The following is a 22,734-nucleotide window of genomic DNA, read 5'->3' as shown; positions in this document are numbered from 1 at the left end:
CGGTTAGATTTTTACGTGAGTAAATACGTCTTGAAACTGAGGGGCAAACGCTGCAACAAACTTCGGTATGAGTTGTTCGGCAATTCCTTCTATATAAAGTCCCGCGGCCTGCTTATGCCCGCCGCCGCCGAAGGAAGAGGCAATAATACTGACATCAACAGTATCGAGAGAGCGGAACCCGACGCTGCAATGTGTTTCGGTATCCTGCCGTACAATGCAAATTGCTTTTACCCCTGCAATGCCCTGGATAAGCTGATATGCCATATCGGAATCCCTGTTTTCGATGCCGATTTCTTGTTTATCTTGATACGTTTCATACGAAACGATGAGCCTTCCGTCATAATACGGCTTCATACGGGCTAATACGCGCGAGATAAGTGTCCGCGACCCGAATGACTTACCGCCGTTAATCGTTGCAAAGGTGTATTTCGGGTTTGCTCCTGCCTGTACGAGCCGCGCAGTATGAGCAAATACCTCGCCGCTCCGTTCATCCAAGTGACGGAAAAAACCCGTGTCGGTACAAAGTCCGAAAAACAGCATCTCCGCTTCCTCTCGTGTTACGGAGCCCGTCATCGCTTCGATAATCGTTTGGATGATAAATGTTGTTGAAGGGGCATCTGCATATACAAGAGAGCCGGCTTCGTTTGTCGTATTGGTAGCGTGATGATCAATGCAAATTGAAGGAAAGTTTTTTAATTGTTCGGCAATGTCGCCCGTCCGGTCTATTCCCGAACAGTCAACGATGATAACCCCTGTGTTCTCAGGGCGTTTGATGAGCGCTTCCGGTACCTGTGCAGAAAAAAGCGGTTCATACATCCGAATTTCCGGCCGTTGAAATGGTCCGGCAGAAAGTAACTGCGTTTTTTTTCCCAACCGTTGTAAGAAAAGGGACATCGCAATACTGCTTCCGATGCAATCTCCATCGGGTTCTTTATGACCGGCTATGAGGAACATCGGGTATGAATGTAAAAAATCGATTAATTTCTGTGGAACGGCAGGTGTAATAATATTAGCCATGAATAACCTAGTTTAAATGGAAGATAGGCATATAGTCTCAAGCCGATGGGGAGCTCTGAAAATCAATCACATTTTTAGAGCTCCTTATGCCTGGGTACCTCCAAAAACTCGGTTAGATTTTTAGAGGCCCCCGTCTATTTTTGATACGGATTAGAACTCAAGTGCGAGCGATTCTACTCCGTCAAATTTATCATTATATTGTTGAGGATTCGGCAATATACCCCATATTTGAGATCCTATATCTTTCGGGGTAGAAATTCTCACATATTCACATTTTCCGTCACGGATAAAGAAAGACAGGTACGGATTAATACGGGTATTGATAAATGAAATATCCGCCTTGTTTTCTTTTGGGCTGAACCATGTGAACGGGATAAACGCCTCTCCGGTCTCTAATCCCGCTCGCCGATAGATAACATAGTACCCTTTTGGGTGGGAAAATATCTTCAAAAGCTGAGTGTTGACATAATATATATCAGCTTCTTTTGATTCGGCTGCAAGCGGAAATACGCTTACTGCTCCGAACAGTAAAACACAAAAAATGAAACAACGGCATATCCTTTTCATAAAATTCCTCCGGAATTATAATAGTGAAATTATAACAATGGATATAAAAAATTGCAAGCATACGCATTGCCTCCGAATGTACTCACTGTAGGGCATCTCTAAAAAATCGGGTGAATTTTTATAGGTTCCCTGTACACGCAGTGCCTTTTGTGATTGTATAGCGGCATGAATAAAACTTCTTCCCATGAATCCATAGGACACAATACACGTTTTGCTTTTTCACGTTCCGGCGGAAAAGGCGGACAGAAAGAAAAAGATAATCGTATTATGACTGCCGGAACAAAGACAGCCGGAACAAAATTTGAAAAGAAACACAAACGGGATTTCGGACGGGAAAAAATTACAGTCCTGTATGAAGATGAGGATCTTGCGGTGATTTACAAGCCTGATGGGATGCTTTCCGTGCCATATCCGGGAAGTAGGGCGCAGACTGCTCTCGAAGTTCTTGAGCGGATGATGCGCAAAAAAGGAACATATTCTCAAGCCCATAGACCCTTTGCCGTTCACCGTCTTGATAGAGAAACATCGGGCGTGATGATGTTTGCAATGACGGAAAAAGCTCAAAAAAAGATTATGGATCATTGGCAGACTCTGGTAACGGGGCGTATTTACCGTGCTGTTGCGGAAAATCCTGTGCAGGGAAATGCCGCGCGGAGCACTTTCGGCGTAATTAAGAACAGCGGCACTATTAACGATGAAATTGCATACAATGCGCACAATAGAGGTTTTGTTCCGTATGATAAAGCCCGCTTTAAGACGGTAAGTGCTGTAACTCATTACAAAATAATTGAACGCGGAACGCATCATACGCTTTTTGAATTAAGCCTTGAAACGGGACGAAAGAATCAAATCCGGGCGCATTTGGCATCGAAAGGGTATGTCCTTGCCGGAGATGAAAATTATCGAGCAAAGACCAATCCTTTCGGACGGCTTGCCCTCCATGCACGGACGCTTGAATTTAATCACCCATTTACGGGAGAACCGTTGAAATTTGAAATCCCTGAACCGAAAGAATGGCTTTTATACGTTAAAAATGGATAAGGTAAACACATCAGACCGATAGATCAAATTCCGCAGAATAATAGGCTGAGCGACCATTTGAACCGCGACGAGGTTCAACTCTGGTCGAATAGTATCAATTTTTTCACGGGGCTGTTAAAAAACGACTTGATGCATTTCCCCTGATAACCTGATGCGGTTACCTTGTCACTGGGAGAGGTTTTCGGGTATAGTGCTTTCCGTTTTTGAGGCCTTATGTTTACAAAAGATTTCGATTTTGAACTTCCGAAAGAATTGATTGCGCAATATCCTTCAGCCGAACGCGGAAATGACCGGCTGCTTGTGTTACATAGACGGACGGGGGCATTAACCGATGCGATGTTCTCCGACTTACCTGATTTTTTACCGCCTGATTGTTTAATGGTGTTTAACAATACAAAAGTGCGTCATGCCCGTTTGTATGCCCATACCGGTACCGGCGAGACTGAGTTTTTGTTAATTGAGCCGCTCGACGAAGGCTTTGTGTGGAAAACCATTGTAAAGCGTGCCAAGCGGCAGCGGGAAGGGAAGGAGTACACCTTTAACGACGGCACCCGTGCCGTGCTGATTCCTCCTCCTTCCCCCAATGCAGCGGAACCTGATTGCAAATATGTACGCTTTGACCGCTGCATTGATGACCGTTGGCTGGAAGCCAACGGTCATATCCCGCTGCCTCCGTACATCAAGCGCGGCGACACAAATGAAGATGCCGCGCGGTACCAGACAGTATACGCACAGAACACCGGTTCGGTTGCGGCGCCTACCGCCGGACTCCACTTTACGGAGCCGATTTTACAGGAACTGGATAAGCGGCATATAGCGCGTACCGCTGTAACACTGCACGTCGGGCTTGGTACGTTTTTGCCGGTGCGGACGGAAGTAGTCGAAGAACACACGATGCACTCCGAAAAGTTTTTTATTTCCGACGAAACAGCGGAGACAGTGGAAGCGGCACACCGCAGCGGTAAAACCATATTGGCAGTCGGCACCACTTCGGTACGGACGCTTGAATCCGCATGGAAATCCGATACGCAGCAGTTGAGCCGCGGAATGCGGGCAACGAATATATTTATCTATCCCGGCTTTCAGTTCGGGCTTACCGGAGCGCTGCTTACCAACTTCCATACGCCGCAGTCGAGTCTTGTTATGCTGGTATCCGCATTTGCCGGTCGCGACAACATCTTTGCAGCTTACCGCCATGCAATAGAAAAAAAATATCGCTTTTTCTCTTACGGCGATGCCATGCTCATTCTTTAAGAACCGTGGTAATGGACTAGGGCGGCCGTATTGGCAATATTTTAAGCGGTTGCCTGTCTTCTGTGCGGAATTTTATGCAAGATTATGCATATTTTTTGAATATTTTTTATTTTTATTGACTTTTTTGAATATTTATGCACTATTACTCCGTAGGTGACATAAGTGAAACAGCGGCTGACAAGATTAAAAACAATCAGAAAACTGATAAAATCATATCCGATTGAATCTCAAGAAATGCTGCTCGGTTATTTGGATCGTGAAGGCTTTTCCGTTACTCAGGCGACCTTGTCGCGTGATTTAAAGATGCTCAAGGTGAGCAAGGTTTCCAATGGAAAGGGTGATTATGTTTATACAGTGCCGAGCGATGACCATCCTCGTGAAACCGAGCAGGCGGGTATTCAAGATTTTTTACGCGGGTATATTTCTATAGATTATTCCGGAAATATGGCAGTTATTAAAACATATTCGGGGCATACCGAACTGATTTCGATGGCGCTTGAAAATATGGGCTTTGAGTCTGTTCTCGGTATCATTGCCGGCCGTGATAATTGCGTGTTTATTTGTTTGAGGGAAGGAGTAAGCGGCGAGCAGTTTCTGCGTGAGCTGAAAGACCGGATCCCCGAATTGGAAGACTGAGAGCTAAGAATTCAGTTGGTTTTTAGGGGTGGCTTGATAGTGCTTTAAGATATGATGCTGAAATGCCGATACCATAGAAGTATGAAAAGCGTTTGTTTTAGGATACCTTCCTGTCTTATAGGAAGTATTCTCGTATGCATAAGTATGGCGGCTGTTTTCGGAGCCGATGCCTCCGTACCGAATTCAACGACGGTCAAAAAAGATGGCGAGAGTAAAGAATCCGTTATTACGGTCGAAACGGTAGTCGGTGAAAATCTGAAAACCGTGCATCTTTATCCTTTGGATCAAATACCGGATTCTGCTGAAATTCGTGAAGCGATTACAACCTCATGGTTTTCTGCGCCGATTGAAAAAGTCGTCAAAAAGGCTCCTGAATTGCATACGGATTCAAAAGGAAATACGTTTACGGTATCGGGAAAGTATGCTGAAGACGGTAAGGATGTCTACATTATTTCTATTGTTCCCAATCTTACCGATTACAGTTTGCCGGAGCATAATCTCGTACCGCAAGGGACATGGATGCTGTACCGAAGGGTTGATACCGGTGCCCCTTTGTTGATCAAGATATATCCGCGCGAAAATCCCGCTTTGTCGGTGTCTCTTCGTCCTGCAAGTCAAAAAGCTTACAGCGGTAAGTCGTTTATCGATATATGTCTTTTTAATGCTTATGTGCGTAAAGATATCGCTATAGGCGTCCCTTTTGAAACACTCTATCATATTTCGCTTTTACGGTTGAAGGCATTGAGTCAGTCAATCATTCCATGGGATTTATTTAATCCGCCGCGTGATAACAGCTCCGTTAAAACGATGTCGCGTATAGTCGAAAACCTTCGGTATCGGTTGGTGTGGCTGAAAGACAGCTGTTTTGATCATGACGGAAAGCCTGTACATATTAGTAACTCGCAGCCTCAAACCGAATCGGAAATAACGACTGCAATGAATATCGACCAAATACGTTCTGAAGTAATCGGAGGGGTTGATTCGGCCGGTTTTGCAAAGTGGATTATTGATGGGATTATTCGTCCTGTTGCTGGGCAGGGGACGGTTGTTGAAGCTTTGAAGCGTGAGACCGATGCGCCTAAAACTCATTTTACAAGACCGTATCTGGATACACAAAATGTCTTTTTCGGATTGGATTGGATACGAAATCTCGGTGCTGCCGCTTTAAGCTTAAATTTGAAGCGTACCGTTTATCCCGACTCTTCCGGTTTGGATGTAAACAGCTGTCCTTTTGCGCTTACCGGTGCGGCGATTCCGATGGGGGCAAGTGCAAAAAACGGATCGGTAAAACAACCTGCTTTTTTGGGGTATCAACGATATGCTGGGTATCAAACGTCGTATCTTTTACCGCTTTTATATTATTTGACCATCGTCGAACCCGATCATTTTTATCTTGCATGTATTAGCACGGTGTCTTCGGCTACGGAGCTGCGAATGTATGACCGGATAGCTGTATTCTTCCCGTATTTTGACAGTTTGGGAGAATTCCATCTTGACATATATGAAGATGGCGGGAAGGTACCGGTTGATGCATTTATCGAAAAAAATAAAGATGCTTATACGGCGATGATACGGGTACGGGCTCCGGAAGCAGGTCTCTTTAATCCGTAAAATTTTCATTGAGTCCTTGACACTTTCTTATTCTTCTGGTATTCTCAAGCGTCTTTATGCTTCTGTAGCTCAGTCGGCAGAGCACAACCATGGTAAGGTTGGGGTCAGCGGTTCGATTCCGCTCGGAAGCTTTTTTGTTTTTATTAGGAGGTTTGTGATGGCTAAGAAAACATCTGTTGAGCTTATCGCATTACAATGTACTGAATGTAAGCGGAAGAACTACACTACCGCAAAGAATCGGAAGAATATTCAAGGCAAGCTTGAGTTAAGTAAATATTGTCCGTTTGATCGTAAGCATACCGTACATAAAGAAACAAAAGTTAAATAAGTATTTGAAGTCCGACTGATTGCAATGGCCTGCGACTTTTGAATAGAGGTCAGTAGCTCTAATGGTAGAGCGTCGGTCTCCAAAACCGAATGTTGAGGGTTCGAGTCCTTCCTGGCCTGTTTCATAAATAAGGGGTAGATATGTCAAAAATAATTACTTTTGGAAAAGAATGTGTTGCTGAACTGCGTAAGGTGGTTTGGCCTACTCGTGATGATGTTGTTTCTGCTGTGAAGGTTGTTATCGTATCTACTATTCTTGTTGCTGTTTTTCTCGGTATTGTTGATACTTTCTTTGTCGCTTGCCTCGGCTGGTTCTTTTAAGGAACGGTTATGGCAAAGGAATGGTATATTCTGCATATCTTTTCAGGCTATGAAAAGAGGATAGAGCGCGCAATACGTCTGTTGATAGAAAACGGTGAAATTCCTGCTGGAGTTATCTCTGAAATTAAAATCCCTGAAGAAGAATTGACCGAAGTGAAGGATGGTAAGAAACGAGTTGTTCGTCGAAAGTTTCTGCCCGGTTATATTCTTATTGAAATGGATCTGCCTGCTGTAAACTGGAAGGGGGTGTGTACTCCGATTAGAAGAATACACGGTGTTACCGGGTTTTTGGGTGTTGTCGGAGATGCTCGTCCTCAGGCTATTTCAGCTGATGAGGCAAAAAGTGTTTTACAGAAATCAGGGGAGATTAAAGGTGAAAAGGCGCGGGCTGCTCAGATGTTTACACCCGGTCAGCAGGTTAAGATCATAGAGGGTCCTTTTGATACCTTCGCCGGCACTGTCGAAGAAGTTATGGCAGACCGCAATAAGCTGCGGGTAATGGTTGCTATATTCGGTAGAACAACCCCTGTTGAAGTTGATATGCTTCAAGTTGAGTTGATTTAAAGATCGCTTTTTTTTAAATGTCGGCTCCGAGCGATGCCGATCGTCTTGTTTTTTGGTTTTTCATTTTTATGGGAGGGAATGGTTTCCCGTTAGTACCAGAAGGAGATAATTATGGCAAAGAAAAAGGTTACTGCGGTTATTAAATTGCAGTGTCCTGCTGGAAAGGCAACGCCAGCTCCGCCTGTCGGTCCCGCACTTGGTCCGCATGGTGTAAGCGCGCCTCAGTTTGTGCAGCAATTTAACGACCGCACAAAATCGATGGAGCCGGGTTTGGTTGTTCCGGTTGTTATTACAGTCTATTCAGATAAAAGCTTTACTTTTATCTTGAAGACTCCGCCGGCTGCTGTTTTAATCAGAAAGGCTTGCAATATCCAAAAAGGTTCTGCGAATTCCGTAACCCAGAAGGTTGCGACTTTATCAAAAGCAAAACTGGAAGAAATTGCAAAAATGAAGATGCCCGATATTACTGCAACTGATTTGGAAGCTGCAAAGAAGATTATTGCAGGTACTGCACGGAGTATGGGTGTGGAGGTAGAGCGCTAAATGAAACACGGAAAAAATTACCGCAATGCGTTAAAAAAATACGATAGTGCTGCTCTTTTCACTGTTCCCAAGGCTGTAGAGTTAGTAAAAGAGCTGAAGTTTGCGAAATTCGATGAAACAGTTGAGCTTCATGTCAGCTTGAAGCTGGGTAAAAACCAGAGCGTTCGTGATACCGTTGTTTTGCCGCATCAGTTTAGAGGTGAAAAGCGCGTATTGGTGTTCTGTAAAGAAGACCGCGTAAAAGAAGCTTTGGATGCCGGTGCGGCGTATGCCGGTGCTGCCGACTATATCGAAAAAGTTAAGGGTGGCTGGCTTGATTTTGATATCGCTGTCGCTACTCCCGATATGATGAAGGATGTTGGGCGGCTTGGTATGGTGCTTGGTCGGAAAGGCTTGATGCCTAACCCCAAGACGGGAACGGTTACTGCCGATATCGGAGCGGCTATCAATGAGCTGAAAAAAGGTCGGGTTGAATTTCGTGCCGATAAAACCGGTGTCGTTCATCTTGCAATCGGTAAAGTTTCGATGGATACGGACAAGATCGCCGAAAATATTACGGTTCTTTTGACCGAAATCGGGCGAAAGAAGCCTGCTGATGCGAAGGCTGATTTTATTCAATCGGTTTCTGTCAGTTCTACGATGGGACCGGGTGTCTGGGTAGATTATAAGGTAGGAGAATAAGATGGCACTGCGAGCACATAAACCGCAGCCTGCAAAGACGGCTGCTATCGAAAATATTACGAATGAGTTAAAAGCTGCTTCGTCATTTATTTTTACAGAATATCGCGGGTTGTCTGTCGAGCAGATTACACAGCTGCGCGCAAAACTTCGTGAAAATAATTGTACCTACAAAGTTGTGCGTAATAACTTTGCACGTATCGCTTTCGACTCCGTGAATTTGGATGTTAAAGACTATTTAGTCGGGCCTACCGCAGTTGCGATGATGAGCGAAGATGCAAACGCAGCTGCAAAAACGTTGTTTGAATTTGCAAAAGAAACTCCTGCACTGGTTGTAAAAGGTGCAGTGGTTGACGGGGAATTCTACGATACTGCAAAAATCGAAGCATTCTCTAAATTGCCCGGCAAGAAAGAGCTTATTGCAATGTTTATGTCCACAGTCAATGCAACGACTGCGAAGTTTGTGCGTACTCTTCAAGCTATTGTTGATAAAGAAGGGGGCGCTTCAGACTCTGCACCTGCATCGGCTGAAGCATAATTCCGAATGCGGTAGTCAGGCTTCATGCGCTGTCTTCCTGTCTACCGTTACTGCAGCTTGTATAAGCTGTAAAATTTTAATTTTATAGGAGAAGATAATATGGCGGCATTAACAAACGAGCAAATTATTGAGGCAATCAAAGAGAAGACAATTCTTGAGCTTTCCGAATTGATTAAATCTATGGAAGAAGTATTCGGTGTAACAGCAGCTGCTCCTGTTGCAGTTGTTGCCGGCGGTGCTGCGGGCGGTGCTGCGGCTGCTGAAGAGCAGACTGAATTTACCGTAACGCTCAAAGGCCTGACTGATCCCAGCAAGAAAATCGGCGTAATCAAAGAGGTTAGAAACGTTGTTGCAGGACTTGGTCTTAAAGAAGCAAAAGAGCTTGTAGAGGGCGCTCCGAAAGTATTGAAGGAGAATGTTTCTAAGGAAGAAGCTCAGAAGATTAAAGAGGCAATGACAGCTGCCGGTGCAGAGATTACGATTGCTTAATTCTTTTGATATGAGCCGGTTGTACAGTACAGCCGGCTATTGTTTGATTCTATGATTTTTCTCAAACATCATGTTAAGCTTCCTCATGAATAGGGGAGGCTTTTGTAGTTTTACCAGGTGAAAAACACGGTAGTAAAAGTAGTAAAAATAAAAGCTATTTAAAAAATAAGTCGATTATAAAACAAGCGGAAATCTCTAAATACTTCAGTTTTTAGAGATTTCCAAGTGTATACTATGTGCTGTGCAGTGTGGCGTGTTCTTCCTAAGTTTTTATAGGGGCACGGAACTGTTCGGGTAAGAGAAGGGGGATGACGGGATGCCTGTGCGGAAAACGGTTAATCGCCAGTATATTGGAAAAAATATTCAAAATTTTATGGAGCTGCCTAATTTAATTGATATTCAGCTCGCTTCGTATGAAAAATTTTTACGCCGCGGAACACACCAAAGCGGGAATACTTCGGAGGAAGTCGGTTTGGAGGATGTGTTTCGGACAACCTTCCCGATTGAAAGCCCGAACGGCGACATGACGCTGGAGTACCAATCATATACGCTGGATGAAAATGATATTAAATTTAGTGAATACGAATGCAAGCAGAAGGGGTTGACTTATGCTATCCCGTTGAAGGCTCAGATAGACTTGGTGTTTAACCAAACCGGTGAAATCCGCCGTAAGAGTATCTATATGGGCGACATTCCGTTGATGACCGAACGCGGTACCTTTATCATCAATGGTGCGGAACGTGTTGTCGTTTCTCAGATACACCGTTCTCCGGGCGTTATTTTTTCTCATGATAAGGGCGTTTATTCCAGCCGGATTATTCCCTACCGCGGAAGTTGGCTTGAATTTGAAATCGACCAGAAAAAAGATCTGATTTATGCAAAGCTTGATAAGAAAAAGCGTATTTTAGGAACGCTGTTCTTGCGGGCACTGGGATATGAAACCCGCGAACAAATTATCGATTTTTTCTATAAAACCGAAGTGCTGCCGGTTGCCGAAGGAACGACGGAATACGATAAGCTGGTAGGCCGTGTGTTTGCCAAGCGGATAACCGTAGCTGATGAATCCGGAGAGCGGACGCTCTATCAGGCCGGTGAAAAGATTCATCCCCACGTTGTCGATGAACTGCGGCAAAACCATATTACCGAAGTTACCGTTATCGATTTTAAAAAAGAGGGCAGCCTTGATTCCCCCGTTATTATCAACTGTTTTGAACGCGAGGAAATCCGCTTTGCCGATGCTGCAAAGGGGCAGGAGCCTACAAAAGAGGAAGCCTTATCGGTTGTGTATGCAGCCTTAAAGCCCGGCGATCCGATGACGGTAGAGGCTGCCGAAAAAGATTTAACCTCGATGTTTTTCTCACCCCGTCGGTATGATCTCGGCCGTGTGGGGCGGTATAAGCTGAATAAAAAATTTGACTACGAGCATCCCGTTGAAGAATGTACCCTTATTCTCGACGATATCGTAAACACAATGAAGTACCTTATTCAGGTTTATATCGGGGATGCTTCGATAGACGATATCGACCATCTCGGAAATAGACGCGTTCGTTCCGTCGGCGAGCTGATGACCAATACGCTTAAAACTGCATTCCTCCGTATGGAGCGGATCGCGCGCGAGCGGATGGGGTCAAAAGAAATTGAAACGATTAAGCCGCAAGAGCTTATTTCTATAAAGCCTATTGTTGCCACCATTAAAGAGTTTTTTGGCGCAAGTCAGCTTTCACAGTTTATGGATCAGGTCAATCCGCTCGCGGAGCTTACCCATAAACGCCGTCTAAACGCATTAGGCCCCGGCGGTCTTTCCCGTGACCGCGCAGGTTTTGAAGTCCGCGACGTTCACTATACCCATTACGGACGGATGTGCCCGATTGAAACGCCGGAAGGGCCGAATATCGGTCTTATCGTGTCGATGGCAAGCTATGCGCATGTCAACGACTACGGCTTTTTGGAAGCGCCGTATGTCAAGGTCGTGAACGGTGTTGCAACCCGCGAGGTTGAATACCTTTCGGCGATGGACGAGGATAAATATTACATTGCACAGGTATCTACCGCAGTGCAGAGCGACGGTACGATTACCGCTGAACAGATTGCATGCCGCCATCAGGGCGACTATACGACGCGCAGTTCAAAAGAAGTGCAGTACATGGACGTGTCGCCCAAACAGATTATCTCCGTGTCCGCGTCGCTCATTCCCTTCCTTGAGCACGACGACGCAAACCGTGCGCTCATGGGTTCAAACATGCAGCGGCAGGGTGTGCCGCTCGTATTCCCCGAACCGCCCCGTGTCGGTACCGGCATGGAAGGCAAGTGTGCGTATGATTCGGGCGTGTTAATCAAAGCAAAGCGGAGCGGTACGGTTACGTTCGTTTCCTCCGAAAAGATTTCTATCGAATCGGATGCGCCGGAAGGAACGGAAGCAAAAGTTCGCGACTATACGTTGCTGAAATATCAGCGCACCAATCAGGATACCTGTTATCATCAGCGGCCGATTGTTGCAGTCGGGCAGCACGTGGAGGTAGGCGATGTCATTGCTGACGGCCCTGCGACCTATCAGGGAGAGCTTGCGCTCGGCCGCAATATTCTGGTCGGTTTTGTGCCGTGGAACGGGTATAACTACGAAGATGCTATTTTGATTTCCCGCCGTGTATTGAAAGAAGATATGTTCACGTCGGTACATATTAAAGAGTTTACAACAGAAGTCCGTGAAACCAAGCTCGGCGCGGAGCGGATTACCAGCGATATTCCCAATAAGTCGGAAAAAAGCCTCGATAATCTTGATGCGGAAGGTATTATCCGTATCGGTGCGCAAGTTCGTTCCGGCGATATCTTAATCGGTAAGATCACGCCTAAAAACGAGTCGGAAACAACGCCTGAATTTAAGCTGCTTAACTCGATATTCGGTGAGAAAGCGAAGGATGTCCGCGACTCCTCTCTGCGTGTACCGCACGGTGTTGAAGGTACGGTCATCGATGTTCAGCGTTTGAAGCGTTCTCAGGGTGATGATCTTAATCCCGGTGTTGACGAGTTTATCAAGGTGCTTATTGCGACAAAACGTAAGTTGCGCGAAGGTGATAAGATGGCAGGCCGCCACGGAAACAAGGGTATTGTTGCCCGTATTTTACCGGAAGAGGATATGCCGTATATGGAAGACGGTACGCCGCTCGATATTTGTTTGAATCCGCTCGGTGTTCCTTCTCGTATGAATATCGGTCAGATTTTGGAATCGGAACTCGGACTCGCGGGCTTGCGCCTTGACGAATGGTACGAGGCGCCCGTATTCCAGTCACCGACCAATGAGCAAATCGAGAAGAAACTGGTGGAAGCGGGTATTCCCGCCAACTCAAAGGTAAAGCTGCGCGATGGACGAACCGGTATGCCCTTCCAAAACGACGTATTTGTCGGGGTCATCTACTTTATGAAACTTGCACACCTTGTTGACGATAAGATGCACGCCCGTTCAACCGGTCCGTATTCGTTGGTAACTCAGCAGCCGCTCGGCGGTAAGGCTCAGTTCGGCGGTCAGCGCTTGGGAGAAATGGAAGTGTGGGCGCTTGAAGCCTACGGCGCGGCCAATACGCTTCAGGAGCTTTTAACCATTAAGTCGGATGATATGCACGGACGCTCAAAGATATATGAGTCTATCGTGAAGGGTCAGGCTGCTACTGCTGCCGGAATCCCCGAATCGTTTAACGTATTGGTACAAGAATTGCGCGGTTTGGCTTTAGACTTCACAATTTATGATGAAAAAGGAAAGCAAATCCCGCTGACCGAGCGTGATGAAGAATTGATCACCGAAAACAGCTCCAAGTTTTAATTGAGATGAGGATGGGCTATGAGAGATATACAAGATTTCGACAATATTATGATTAAATTAGCTTCGCCTGAAGCGATCCGCGCGTGGTCGTATGGCGAAGTAAAAAAACCCGAAACGATTAACTATCGTACCCTGCGTCCTGAGAGGGAGGGGCTTTTCTGCGAGCGTATTTTCGGTACTACAAAAGAATGGGAATGCTATTGCGGTAAGTTTAAATCGATCCGTTACAAGGGTGTTATCTGTGACCGTTGCGGTGTCGAGGTTACTCACTTTAAAGTACGCCGCGAGCGTATGGGGCATATCGAATTGGCAGCGCCCGTTTCTCATATCTGGTACTATCGATCCGTACCGAGCCGGATGGGGCTTTTGTTGGACTTGCCGGTTGCGGCGCTCCGTTCGGTGTTGTACTATGAAAAGTACATTGTTATTGAGCCGGGTGGAACTGATTTAAAGAAAAATCAGCTGTTAAGCGAAGATGAGTACCGTGATGCTCAGGAACGGTACGGCGGCGCCTTTACCGCAAATATGGGCGCAGAAGCCGTTAAAACCTTATTGAGTAACCTAAATCTGGATGAGCTTGCCGCTCAGCTTAGAATGAAGATGATCGAAAAGGGCGCAAAAAGTGATAAGCGGCTTTTAAAGCGCATTGAGATTGTCGAACATTTTAGAACGTCAAACAATAAGCCCGAATGGATGATACTTGATGTTATTCCGGTTATTCCGCCCGATTTGCGCCCGATGGTGCAGCTGGACGGCGGACGCTTTGCAACTTCGGATTTAAACGATTTGTACCGCCGTGTCATTCACCGAAATAGCCGGTTAACCCGTTTAATGAGCCTTAAAGCGCCCGATATCATTATCCGCAACGAAAAGCGGATGCTGCAAGAAGCGGTGGATGCCTTGTTCGACAACTCGAAGCGGAAACGTGTTATTAAGGGCTCTTCAAACCGTCCGCTCAAGTCCATCTCCGATATGCTTAAAGGTAAGCAGGGACGTTTCCGTCAGAACCTGCTTGGTAAGCGTGTTGACTATTCGGGACGTTCGGTTATCGTTGTCGGCCCTGAATTAAAGCTGTGGCAGTGCGGCCTGCCGACTAAGATGGCATTGGAGCTTTTTAAGCCGTTCATTATGAAAAAGCTCGTTCAAAAAGAAATTGTTTCCAATATCAAGAAAGCGAAAATCATGGTTGAGCAGGAAGCTCCAGCCGTTTTTGCCGTTCTTGACGAGGTTATCAGCGAACATCCCGTTATGCTGAACCGTGCGCCGACCTTGCACCGCCTCGGTATTCAAGCGTTTGAGCCGGTTCTTGTCGAAGGTAAGGCTATTAAACTGCACCCGCTTGTTTGTAAACCCTTCAATGCGGACTTTGACGGTGACCAGATGGCTATCCACGTACCGCTTACGCAAGCGGCGCAGATGGAGTGTTGGACATTGATGCTTTCGAGCAGAAACTTACTCGACCCTGCAAACGGAAAGACAATCGTGTATCCGTCACAGGATATGGTTCTCGGTCTGTACTATTTAACCAAGCAGCGGACTTTAAAGGAAGGACAGCATATCCGCCGCTATTCTTCGGTTTCTGAGGTGATGATGGCTGCAGAGGCCGGCTCTATCGGTTGGCAGGAACTTATCAAGATAAACTACCGCGGTGAAGAAGTGGAAACAACCCCCGGACGCCTTGCTTTCAACGAAGAAATGCCTGAAGGCGTTCCGTTTGTCAATACCGCTTTGGATGATAAGCAAATCCGCAAGTTGATCGAAACAGTGTACCGCACGAAGGGAACCTGGGTTACCGTTCAGATGCTGGATAAGCTTAAATCCGTCGGCTATTACTATGCGACTTTCTTCGGCGCAACATTGAGTATGGATGATATCATTATCCCGCAGGAAAAATCGACCATGCTCGAAAAGGCAAATAACGAAGTTCTTTCTATATACAGTCAGTATCGCGGCGGCCATATCACGCAGGAAGAGCGGTATAACAGGGTCGTCGAGGTGTGGTCAAAGACAAACGAAGAGTTGACCACGATAATGATGGATACACTCGCGAAGGATCAAGACGGCTTTAATACGATTTATATGATGGCGACCTCCGGTGCGCGCGGAAGCCGAAATCAGATCCGTCAGCTCGCCGGTATGCGCGGTTTGATGGCTAAACCGAGCGGTGATATTATCGAGTTGCCCATCCGTTCAAACTTCAAAGAAGGTTTGAACGTTATCGAATTCTTTATTTCTACGAACGGTGCTCGTAAGGGGCTTGCCGATACCGCGTTGAAGACCGCAGATGCCGGTTATCTGACGCGCCGTCTGGTCGATATTGCACAGGATGTTGTTGTTAATGAGGAAGATTGCGGCACCATCAACGGTATTGAATACTCGGCGGTAAAATCCGGGGATGAGGTTATCGAATCTTTGAGCGAACGGATTGTCGGTAAATATACGCTTGAGCGGGTAGAGCACCCGATTTCGCATGAGCTTTTAATCGACGTAAACGAATACATCACCGATGAAATTGCTGCGAAAATCGAGGAAGCGGGCGTGCAGACCGTTAAGCTCCGCACGGTATTAACCTGCGAGTCCAAACACGGCGTCTGCGTGAAGTGCTACGGACGCAATCTTGCCCGCAATAAGATTGTCGAAATCGGTGAAGCGGTCGGTATTATTGCGGCACAGTCTATCGGTCAGCCGGGTACTCAGTTGACGATGCGTACCTTCCACGTCGGAGGTACGGCAAGCAGCACGACCGAAGAGAATCATATCACCTTTAAATATCCCGTCATCATCAAGGATATCTTGGGAACATCCATTCCGCTTGATGACGGCAATCTGCTGTTTACCCGCCGCGGTACGCTTCTGTTTGAGAAAGTGCTTAAAGAGTACAATCTTACCGCAGGAGATTCCGTTGCAGTGCAAACGGGTGTCCGTATTCTGCGCGACGATGTGTTGTATACCGCTGCGGACGGTACAGTGGTAAAAAGCCCATTGAATGCTTTTGCTTATTTGAACGATTCGACGCTGTATTTGACAGCTCCCGAACAAAAAACCGAAATCAGGAACGGTTCTACCGTTGTTGTCAAAAAAGGCGATTACATACCGGCTACTTCGGTTATTGCTACCTTCGATCCGTATAATGAACCGATTCTTGCGGAGCAAGACGGGTTTGTCCGGTTTGAGGATATTATCCCCGGTTCGACCCTCGAAGAGGATGTCAACGATGAAACCGGCGTCGTGGAGCGCCATATTTCCGAATTGAAATCGGATATGACCTTACAGCCCCGTGTATTTATCTCCGATGAATCCGGTAACGCACTCGGCTTCTATTACCTGCCGGATGGCGCTCAGCTGATGGTAGAAGAAGATACTCAGATTAAGGCCGGTACGGTTATCGCAAAACTTGCGAAGGCTGCTGCAAGAACGCAGGATATTACCGGTGGTTTGCCTCGTGTTTCGGAGCTCTTTGAAGCTCGCCGTCCGAAATCTCCGGCTGTGCTTGCTCAGGTCGCCGGTACGGTTTCGTTTAAAGGCTTATTGAAGGGTAAACGAATTGTTATCGTGAAGGATCATTACGGTAAAGATTATAAACACTTGGTTCCGATGTCCAAACGGTTGCTTGTCCGGGACGGCGATACCGTTGAAGCGGGCGAGCGGCTGTGCGACGGAAACCTTGATCCGCATGATATTCTCGCAATTTTGGGTGAAAATGCACTCCAGAATTATTTGATGAATGAGATCCGCGATGTCTATCGGATGCAAGGCGTTTCTATCAATGATAAGCATATCGGCGTTATTGTCCGCCAGATGCTTCGGAAAATTGAGGTTATGTCTGTCGGCGATACTCGCTTTATCTATGGTCAACAGGTTGATAAATACCAATTCCATGCAGAGAATAAGCGTGTTACTGCGGAGGGCGGTCAGCCTGCTATTGCACGTCCGATGTTCCAAGGTATTACCAAGGCGGCATTGAATATCGATTCATTCATTTCGGCGGCTTCGTTCCAAGAGACAACGAAGGTCTTAACAAATGCTGCTATTGCCGGTAAAACCGATGAGCTGCGCGGCTTAAAGGAAAACGTTATTATCGGCCATCTGATTCCCGCCGGTACCGGTATGTCGCAGTATCGGTCGGTTAAGCTCTTCGATAAGAATATGAGCGACTTGGACGAGCAGGTAAACGAAATCCTCGAACGGCGCAGACGAGAGTTGGAAGAAGCGGAGGCTGCCGAAGCTCAAGCGGAGATGGAAGAAGACTTCGATACGGATGACGAACTCGGTTATGGGGATATGGAATCCGCTGAAACTTCTTATGATGAAGCGCCTCTTGATGAACCTTCAGGAGATTTCGAGGATTGACAGACTGCGTATACTACATTAAAATGAACAGCTGTTGTTATAACTTAATCCGTAGTGCTGGCGGAGAGATATAAGGAGTTAGGGCAAATGCCTACAATTAATCAATTGATAAAGCAGGGCCGAAAAGCGGTCGTCTCGCGAACCAAGAGTCCTGCATTGCAGTCATGCCCGCAGAAGCGCGGTGTATGCACCCGTGTAATGACGGTTACGCCGAAAAAACCGAATTCCGCATTGCGGAAGGTTGCCCGTGTGCGCTTGAGCAACGGTATCGAAGTAACTGCCTACATTCCGGGTATTGGACATAACTTACAGGAACACTCTGTCGTTTTAATCCGCGGCGGCCGTGTTAAGGATTTACCGGGTGTGCGGTATCACATCATCCGTGGAACAAAGGATACGCTCGGCGTTGCCGATCGTAAACGCGGCCGTTCAAAGTACGGCGCTAAGAAGCCTAAGGCGTAAGGGAGGTTTATTATGGGACGGAAAAAGAAGACTATCAATAGACCGATTGCCCCTGATGCACGCTACAACAGCGTTGTGCTTTCAAAGTTTATTGCTCGTATGATGCTCGACGGAAAAAAATCCGTTACTACAGCTATTCTTTACGACAGCTTTGATGTAATTAAGTCGAAGACCGGAGAAGATCCGCTTACCGTATTTACCAAAGCGCTTGAGAATGTTAAGCCGCTCGTTGAGGTAAAATCACGCCGCGTTGGAGGTGCCACCTATCAGGTACCGATCGAAATCCGCGAATCCCGCCGCGAGGCGCTCGGAATGCGCTGGATTATCGGCGCTGCCCGCAGCCGGAACGGTCATGCAATGTCCGAACGTTTGGCTGCCGAGGTTATCGACGCATACAACAATACCGGTACTGCCTTCAAAAAGAAGGAAGATACCCACCGTATGGCGGAAGCAAACAAAGCGTTTGCTCACTATCGCTGGTAGTTTTGCACTTACCGCGTTACCGATCGTTATCGGTAATGCAGCGTAATACGAAAAGCCTTGAAGCATACTGTTTCAAGGCTTTTTTTATTCATCTTTCCGGTAATGCTTGTATCCGGGGTGCTTACCCCATACGTTATAGTCGGCGCGCATACGGCACAGGCGATCGATATTATCGCGGGAGATTTCTTTTTCTCCGCCGAGGATATGAGCATAGATGCTGATCTTTGCGGAAAGTTCCAAAGTTTCCATGCGGTAATATGCCATTAGCAGATCGCGGCCGAGGGTGAGTGCTCCGTGGTTTTCAAGAAGAAATACATCATGTTCAGGTAAATACGGAGCAATCGCTTCGGGAACTTCGTCGGTGGACGGTGTTCCATAGGGGGTAAGCGGTACCGAACCGATGGTAATAACGGATTCAATCGTGGTATAGCGATCCATCGGCAAATGTGCAACTGCAAAGGCTGTTGCGGCGGGCGGGTGTGCATGTACGACAGCGCCGACATCATCGCGGTCTTGATAGCAGCGTAAATGCATTTTAATCTCCGACGAAGGTTTATAACCGTGGGCACCTTCAATAATTTCGCAATCCTTGGTAATGAGCAGCAATTTTTCAGGCGTGATAAGGCTTTTGCTGATGCCTGTCGGCGTTACCAAAAAATTTCCGTCTTCCAGCTTAGCCGATACATTTCCGTCATTTGATGCTACCCAGCCAAGCTGCCACATTTTGTGGCAAATGTCGCACATCTGATCTTTAATCTCTGAAATATTCATAGCGTTTAGTATACTGCGGAATCTCGTTCTGTCAATTTCGCCCGCTTATTATTTTGACAAAACCTATGCATATTTGTATTATTCGTGCGGATGGTATGTTCACAATCCGGTCGTAAGGAGTATAAATCGTATGGAAAAGTCGATAGAACAGCCGCTGATATTACGCAGAGGGTTTCCGTACTTTTTGCTATTTTCACTGTATGCAATAATCAATTCCTATCTACCGATTATGCTGAGAACACTTGGATTTTCAACAGCACGGATCGGCATCCTACTTGGCGTTATTGAAATCGTAGGTGTGTGTGCACCTTTTTTTATTACACGGCAGCTTGATAAAACCGGCCGATATGGATTCGTAATGTGTGTATTCGGGATTGATATTGCAGTATTGCTGCTGCCTCTTCTCCATTTTCATTCATTTTTTAGCACAGCTATTTGCCTCGGTATTTTTGCCATTGGCTTTAAGGGGATGGTGCCCGTGCTGGACGGTTTTACTACAAAGGTACTCGGACAACATAGTGATCAGTACGGAAAAATACGGGCACTCGGTTCTGTAGGATTTGTCGGTATGAATCTGTTTTTACAGCTCCATCCGCTTATTTCGGGAAAAAAGCCGACATCTATTGTTTTAAGTATAAGTGCAGGTGCATTGTTGTTTATACTAATGCTCAGGTGGGTACCTGATCTATACGATTTCTCATTTGCTTGTGTAAACGAAGACAATGATGAGGAACTTCAAAACCGATGGGCTGCTGAGATATCGGATGGTCAAGAACCATTGGTAGTAGAGCCGTCCCCGAAAGATTTAGTAAAACCGAAAGCACCGTGCTCAACAAAACCTGCTGCTTTCTCCAAGCAGTTTTGGGAATGCTTGCTGTTGATCTTTCTCGCATTCTTGGGATTGGTTCCCAGCCAAAGATTTTTTTCGCTCTATGTCGAGGAATATATTAAAATAGAAGCATCTGCCGGTTTATGGGCGCTGTCGGCAATGGCGGAAATCCCCTTGCTTATTATTTCTGGGAAATGTATCCGGCGTTTCGGTAAAGAGCGACTTCTTCCCCTCTGTTTATTCACTGTCATTGTGCGAAATTTTTGCTATATTTTTATTCCCGGAATCCGTGGGGCTATTGTCGGGCAGCTTTTGCATTCGCTTAGTTTCGGATTATTCCATCCATTGAGTGTGCTGCTCTGCGTTTTGCACAGCTGCGGCAAAACGGTAACCGCTATGGCCTTTTTTACTGCCGCAAACGGTATTGCCTATGTAATAGGAAGCATAATCGGCGGGTATATTATCGAATACATGGGGTACCCTGCGCTCTTTTTATTATTTAGCGTATTTCCAGCTATCGGCATCGCATGTTATCTGTTGATCATGCGAAATGAAAATACTAGCGGGAACTCTCCAAAAATCTAAACCAACTGTTTCTAGCTCTCCCGGATTCGTGTCTGTTAGTATTTTCCAACTATCGACACATCGGCACCGAACCACTTTGCGGATATTCTCCGCAGCGATCCGTCTCGTGCCATATCGTAAAGCAAAGCATTCATCGTTTCCGCTAATTCTTTGTCTTCTTTTCTGAATGCATAGCTATAGGTAGTAATGATGATCGGATCTCCGAGAGCCTCGTATAGTTTCTTTTCTATTGTAATTTTACTGTAATATGTCAGCAAATTCATTACGACAGCATCAAGCTGTTTGAAGTCCAACGCAGTCAGCATATCTTCTTGATGGGGATAAAGATATGGGCGGCGGCCGTTATTTATATAGAGGGGAGACTTCATAACTATTTCGCGCATCTCTTCATCTGCCAACATACCGATCCGTTTATTCCGTAAATCAGAAAATTGATTGAACATTACGGTACCGTCCATACTGCGAAGCACCACAACTACCAACGCGTCCCGTAAATAAGGTGTACTTAATAAAAAGCGTTCGGCATTTGTCTCATTATTGATAAAACCGCTTGCGATATAATTAATTGTCCTGTTTTCAAGTTTGGCAATTCTGTTTGCTGTGCTAATTGGTACAAGTCTTAACTTTACACCGAGTTTATCGGCTACCGCTTGTGCAATATCTATTTCGTATCCGGCAATTTGACCTGTACTGGAGTAAAAGCTAAGAGGAGGAGTGGATGGATCAACCCCGACTACGAGTTCATTGTTGATAATAACTCTTGCCAATGAGGAATCATTGATTCCTTCTTGATCCGTCCGGCGGCCAGTACAAGAAAGGATTGTAAACAACAAAAAAATACCGAAAATAAATTTTACCTTCATTTTACCTCAGCCTCATTACAGTCTGATATTAAGTATGGATAGATTGGAACCGAACCATTTCCGAGAAAAAGCCGGAATAGTGCCGTCGGACTCCATTTCAGCTAAAACGGATTCGATTTTGGCGACAAGCGAACCGTCCGTTTTCCTAAAAGCGAACGTGTAATATTCGGTTGCAATCGCCTCGTTGATAATACTGTATTGAGGATTTCGATCGAGCGTATTACAGGAATAAATAAGATCCAATACGATGGCATCGCACACTCCGTTATTGAGGGCGGTATATAAACTACCGATAGAGTTGTACGTTTGGATAATAACATGATCTTTTAACACCTCTGTGTTCAATAATGCTTCGTCGCCTCCGGTTCCTGCCTCAACTGCTATCCTTCTGTCCCGCAGCTGTGCCAATGTTTGATAGTCTTTTCTTGCAAGCGCTACGACAATTTTAGTATTCTGAAGATACGGCGTACACATTCTATAGTGTTGTTTACGTTCTTCCGTAAGGCTGAAACCGCTTGCAATACAATCGATTGTTCCCCTATTCAAAAGCATTTCTTTTTGCGTCCAATCTATCGGGTAAAAAACCGGATGAATACCGATCCGGCGGCATAATTCCGTCAATATATCGATATCATACCCTACTATTTCATTCTTTTCATTTCTAAAGGAGAGAATGGGAACAAAATCTGAAACGCCGATGACCAGTGTGGCTTTTACCTGAACTTTTGACCAAGACGGATCTTCAATGTATTCAATTTTATGACTGCGGCGGCATGAAGAAAATAAAAGAAATAGTATACAGAATGCCGCAGACACAGCTATCCATTTTTTCATATTTGTCTCTAAAACCTTCAATAATATCTTATTCGTGTGGAGAAGTATACTAACACTACCATTTTTTATGTGTCCTGTAAAGAGAAATTATTGCCTACTTCAGGGCAACCGCATCAAAAATATTTTTAGCGGTTGCCTTCCTTCTGTGCGAAATTTT

The 22,734-nt window shown here is 45.8% G+C and carries 21 protein-coding genes and 2 tRNA genes; 18 read left to right on the top strand and 5 right to left on the bottom strand.

Features of this window, described 5'->3' with window-relative positions; all coding sequences use genetic code 11:
* Nucleotides 1-3: 3 nt before the first annotated feature.
* Nucleotides 4-1,017 (bottom strand): DHH family phosphoesterase, encoded by a 1,014-nt coding sequence (locus tag QI63_RS01800; RefSeq protein WP_044013349.1) that lies wholly within the window; start codon nt 1,015-1,017, stop codon nt 4-6.
* 150 nt (nt 1,018-1,167) lie between these two features.
* Nucleotides 1,168-1,584: a hypothetical protein gene (locus QI63_RS01795; RefSeq protein WP_044013347.1), complete on the bottom strand. Its 417-nt coding sequence runs from the start codon at nt 1,582-1,584 to the stop codon at nt 1,168-1,170.
* 165 nt (nt 1,585-1,749) lie between these two features.
* On the opposite strand from QI63_RS01795, the gene QI63_RS01790 reads away from it, so the two are divergent.
* The 17 genes from QI63_RS01790 (at nt 1,750) to rpsG (ending at nt 18,695) form a co-directional block, all read left to right on the top strand.
* Nucleotides 1,750-2,625 (top strand): RluA family pseudouridine synthase, encoded by an 876-nt coding sequence (locus tag QI63_RS01790; protein ID WP_200877764.1) that lies wholly within the window; start codon nt 1,750-1,752, stop codon nt 2,623-2,625.
* A gap of 213 nt (nt 2,626-2,838) precedes the next feature.
* The gene (gene queA, locus QI63_RS01785) at nt 2,839-3,879 is read left to right on the top strand and encodes a tRNA preQ1(34) S-adenosylmethionine ribosyltransferase-isomerase QueA (protein ID WP_044013345.1); all 1,041 of its coding nucleotides are present in this window, start codon (nt 2,839-2,841) and stop codon (nt 3,877-3,879) included.
* Between the two features lie 162 nt (nt 3,880-4,041).
* Nucleotides 4,042-4,515, top strand: a complete 474-nt coding sequence (locus QI63_RS01780; RefSeq protein ID WP_044013343.1) for an arginine repressor — start codon at nt 4,042-4,044, stop codon at nt 4,513-4,515.
* A gap of 81 nt (nt 4,516-4,596) precedes the next feature.
* Nucleotides 4,597-6,126, top strand: coding sequence for a hypothetical protein (locus tag QI63_RS01775; RefSeq protein ID WP_052185446.1), 1,530 nt, complete (start codon nt 4,597-4,599; stop codon nt 6,124-6,126).
* A 58-nt stretch (nt 6,127-6,184) separates the two neighbouring features.
* Nucleotides 6,185-6,257 (top strand) — tRNA-Thr (locus QI63_RS01770).
* 26 nt (nt 6,258-6,283) lie between these two features.
* A complete protein-coding gene (gene rpmG / locus QI63_RS01765) occupies nt 6,284-6,454 on the top strand; it encodes a 50S ribosomal protein L33 (RefSeq protein ID WP_016523242.1) in 171 nt (56 codons plus the stop codon).
* 46 nt (nt 6,455-6,500) lie between these two features.
* Nucleotides 6,501-6,573: transfer RNA gene (locus tag QI63_RS01760), tRNA-Trp, on the top strand.
* Between the two features lie 21 nt (nt 6,574-6,594).
* Complete coding sequence (gene secE, locus QI63_RS01755; RefSeq protein WP_044013336.1) at nt 6,595-6,774, top strand: preprotein translocase subunit SecE; 180 nt, start codon at nt 6,595-6,597, stop codon at nt 6,772-6,774.
* A 9-nt stretch (nt 6,775-6,783) separates the two neighbouring features.
* The gene (gene nusG / locus QI63_RS01750; protein WP_044013334.1) at nt 6,784-7,338 is read left to right on the top strand and encodes a transcription termination/antitermination protein NusG; all 555 of its coding nucleotides are present in this window, start codon (nt 6,784-6,786) and stop codon (nt 7,336-7,338) included.
* A gap of 108 nt (nt 7,339-7,446) precedes the next feature.
* Nucleotides 7,447-7,881: a 50S ribosomal protein L11 gene (gene rplK, locus QI63_RS01745; RefSeq protein ID WP_200877775.1), complete on the top strand. Its 435-nt coding sequence runs from the start codon at nt 7,447-7,449 to the stop codon at nt 7,879-7,881.
* Nucleotides 7,882-8,562 carry a 50S ribosomal protein L1 gene (gene rplA, locus QI63_RS01740; RefSeq protein ID WP_044013330.1) on the top strand — a complete coding sequence of 227 codons (681 nt, stop codon included), beginning with the start codon at nt 7,882-7,884 and terminating at the stop codon, nt 8,560-8,562.
* Between the two features lies 1 nt (nt 8,563).
* A complete protein-coding gene (rplJ, locus tag QI63_RS01735) occupies nt 8,564-9,097 on the top strand; it encodes a 50S ribosomal protein L10 (RefSeq protein WP_044013328.1) in 534 nt (177 codons plus the stop codon).
* Between the two features lie 99 nt (nt 9,098-9,196).
* Nucleotides 9,197-9,586 (top strand): 50S ribosomal protein L7/L12, encoded by a 390-nt coding sequence (rplL, locus tag QI63_RS01730; protein WP_044013326.1) that lies wholly within the window; start codon nt 9,197-9,199, stop codon nt 9,584-9,586.
* Between the two features lie 316 nt (nt 9,587-9,902).
* Nucleotides 9,903-13,400, top strand: coding sequence for a DNA-directed RNA polymerase subunit beta (gene rpoB / locus QI63_RS01725; RefSeq protein ID WP_044013324.1), 3,498 nt, complete (start codon nt 9,903-9,905; stop codon nt 13,398-13,400).
* Nucleotides 13,401-13,418: 18 nt separating this feature from the next.
* Entirely contained in the window at nt 13,419-17,750 is a 4,332-nt protein-coding gene (gene rpoC, locus QI63_RS01720) for a DNA-directed RNA polymerase subunit beta' (RefSeq protein WP_044013322.1), read from the top strand.
* Nucleotides 17,751-17,837: 87 nt separating this feature from the next.
* A complete protein-coding gene (rpsL, locus tag QI63_RS01715; protein WP_016518396.1) occupies nt 17,838-18,212 on the top strand; it encodes a 30S ribosomal protein S12 in 375 nt (124 codons plus the stop codon).
* A 12-nt stretch (nt 18,213-18,224) separates the two neighbouring features.
* The gene (gene rpsG / locus QI63_RS01710) at nt 18,225-18,695 is read left to right on the top strand and encodes a 30S ribosomal protein S7 (protein ID WP_044013319.1); all 471 of its coding nucleotides are present in this window, start codon (nt 18,225-18,227) and stop codon (nt 18,693-18,695) included.
* An 84-nt stretch (nt 18,696-18,779) separates the two neighbouring features.
* On the opposite strand, the gene QI63_RS01705 is transcribed toward rpsG, so the two are convergent.
* Nucleotides 18,780-19,466: a class II aldolase/adducin family protein gene (locus QI63_RS01705; protein ID WP_044013317.1), complete on the bottom strand. Its 687-nt coding sequence runs from the start codon at nt 19,464-19,466 to the stop codon at nt 18,780-18,782.
* 130 nt (nt 19,467-19,596) lie between these two features.
* Between QI63_RS01705 and QI63_RS01700 the strand changes: the two genes are divergently transcribed.
* Nucleotides 19,597-20,880: an MFS transporter gene (locus QI63_RS01700; RefSeq protein ID WP_044013315.1), complete on the top strand. Its 1,284-nt coding sequence runs from the start codon at nt 19,597-19,599 to the stop codon at nt 20,878-20,880.
* A gap of 35 nt (nt 20,881-20,915) precedes the next feature.
* Here QI63_RS01700 and QI63_RS01695 read toward each other — a convergent pair whose 3' ends face one another.
* Both QI63_RS01695 and QI63_RS01690 read right to left on the bottom strand, forming a co-directional pair.
* Nucleotides 20,916-21,743, bottom strand: coding sequence for a substrate-binding periplasmic protein (locus QI63_RS01695; RefSeq protein ID WP_044013313.1), 828 nt, complete (start codon nt 21,741-21,743; stop codon nt 20,916-20,918).
* 15 nt (nt 21,744-21,758) lie between these two features.
* Nucleotides 21,759-22,577 (bottom strand): transporter substrate-binding domain-containing protein, encoded by an 819-nt coding sequence (locus tag QI63_RS01690; RefSeq protein WP_044013311.1) that lies wholly within the window; start codon nt 22,575-22,577, stop codon nt 21,759-21,761.
* Nucleotides 22,578-22,734 lie beyond the last annotated feature (157 nt).

Origin of the sequence: Treponema sp. OMZ 838 (genome assembly GCF_000775995.1) — a bacterium.
In the GTDB taxonomy this organism is placed as follows: domain Bacteria; phylum Spirochaetota; class Spirochaetia; order Treponematales; family Treponemataceae; genus Treponema.
Note: the sequence above shows the minus strand (reverse complement) of the source record. Positions and strands in the feature narration are given on the sequence as shown.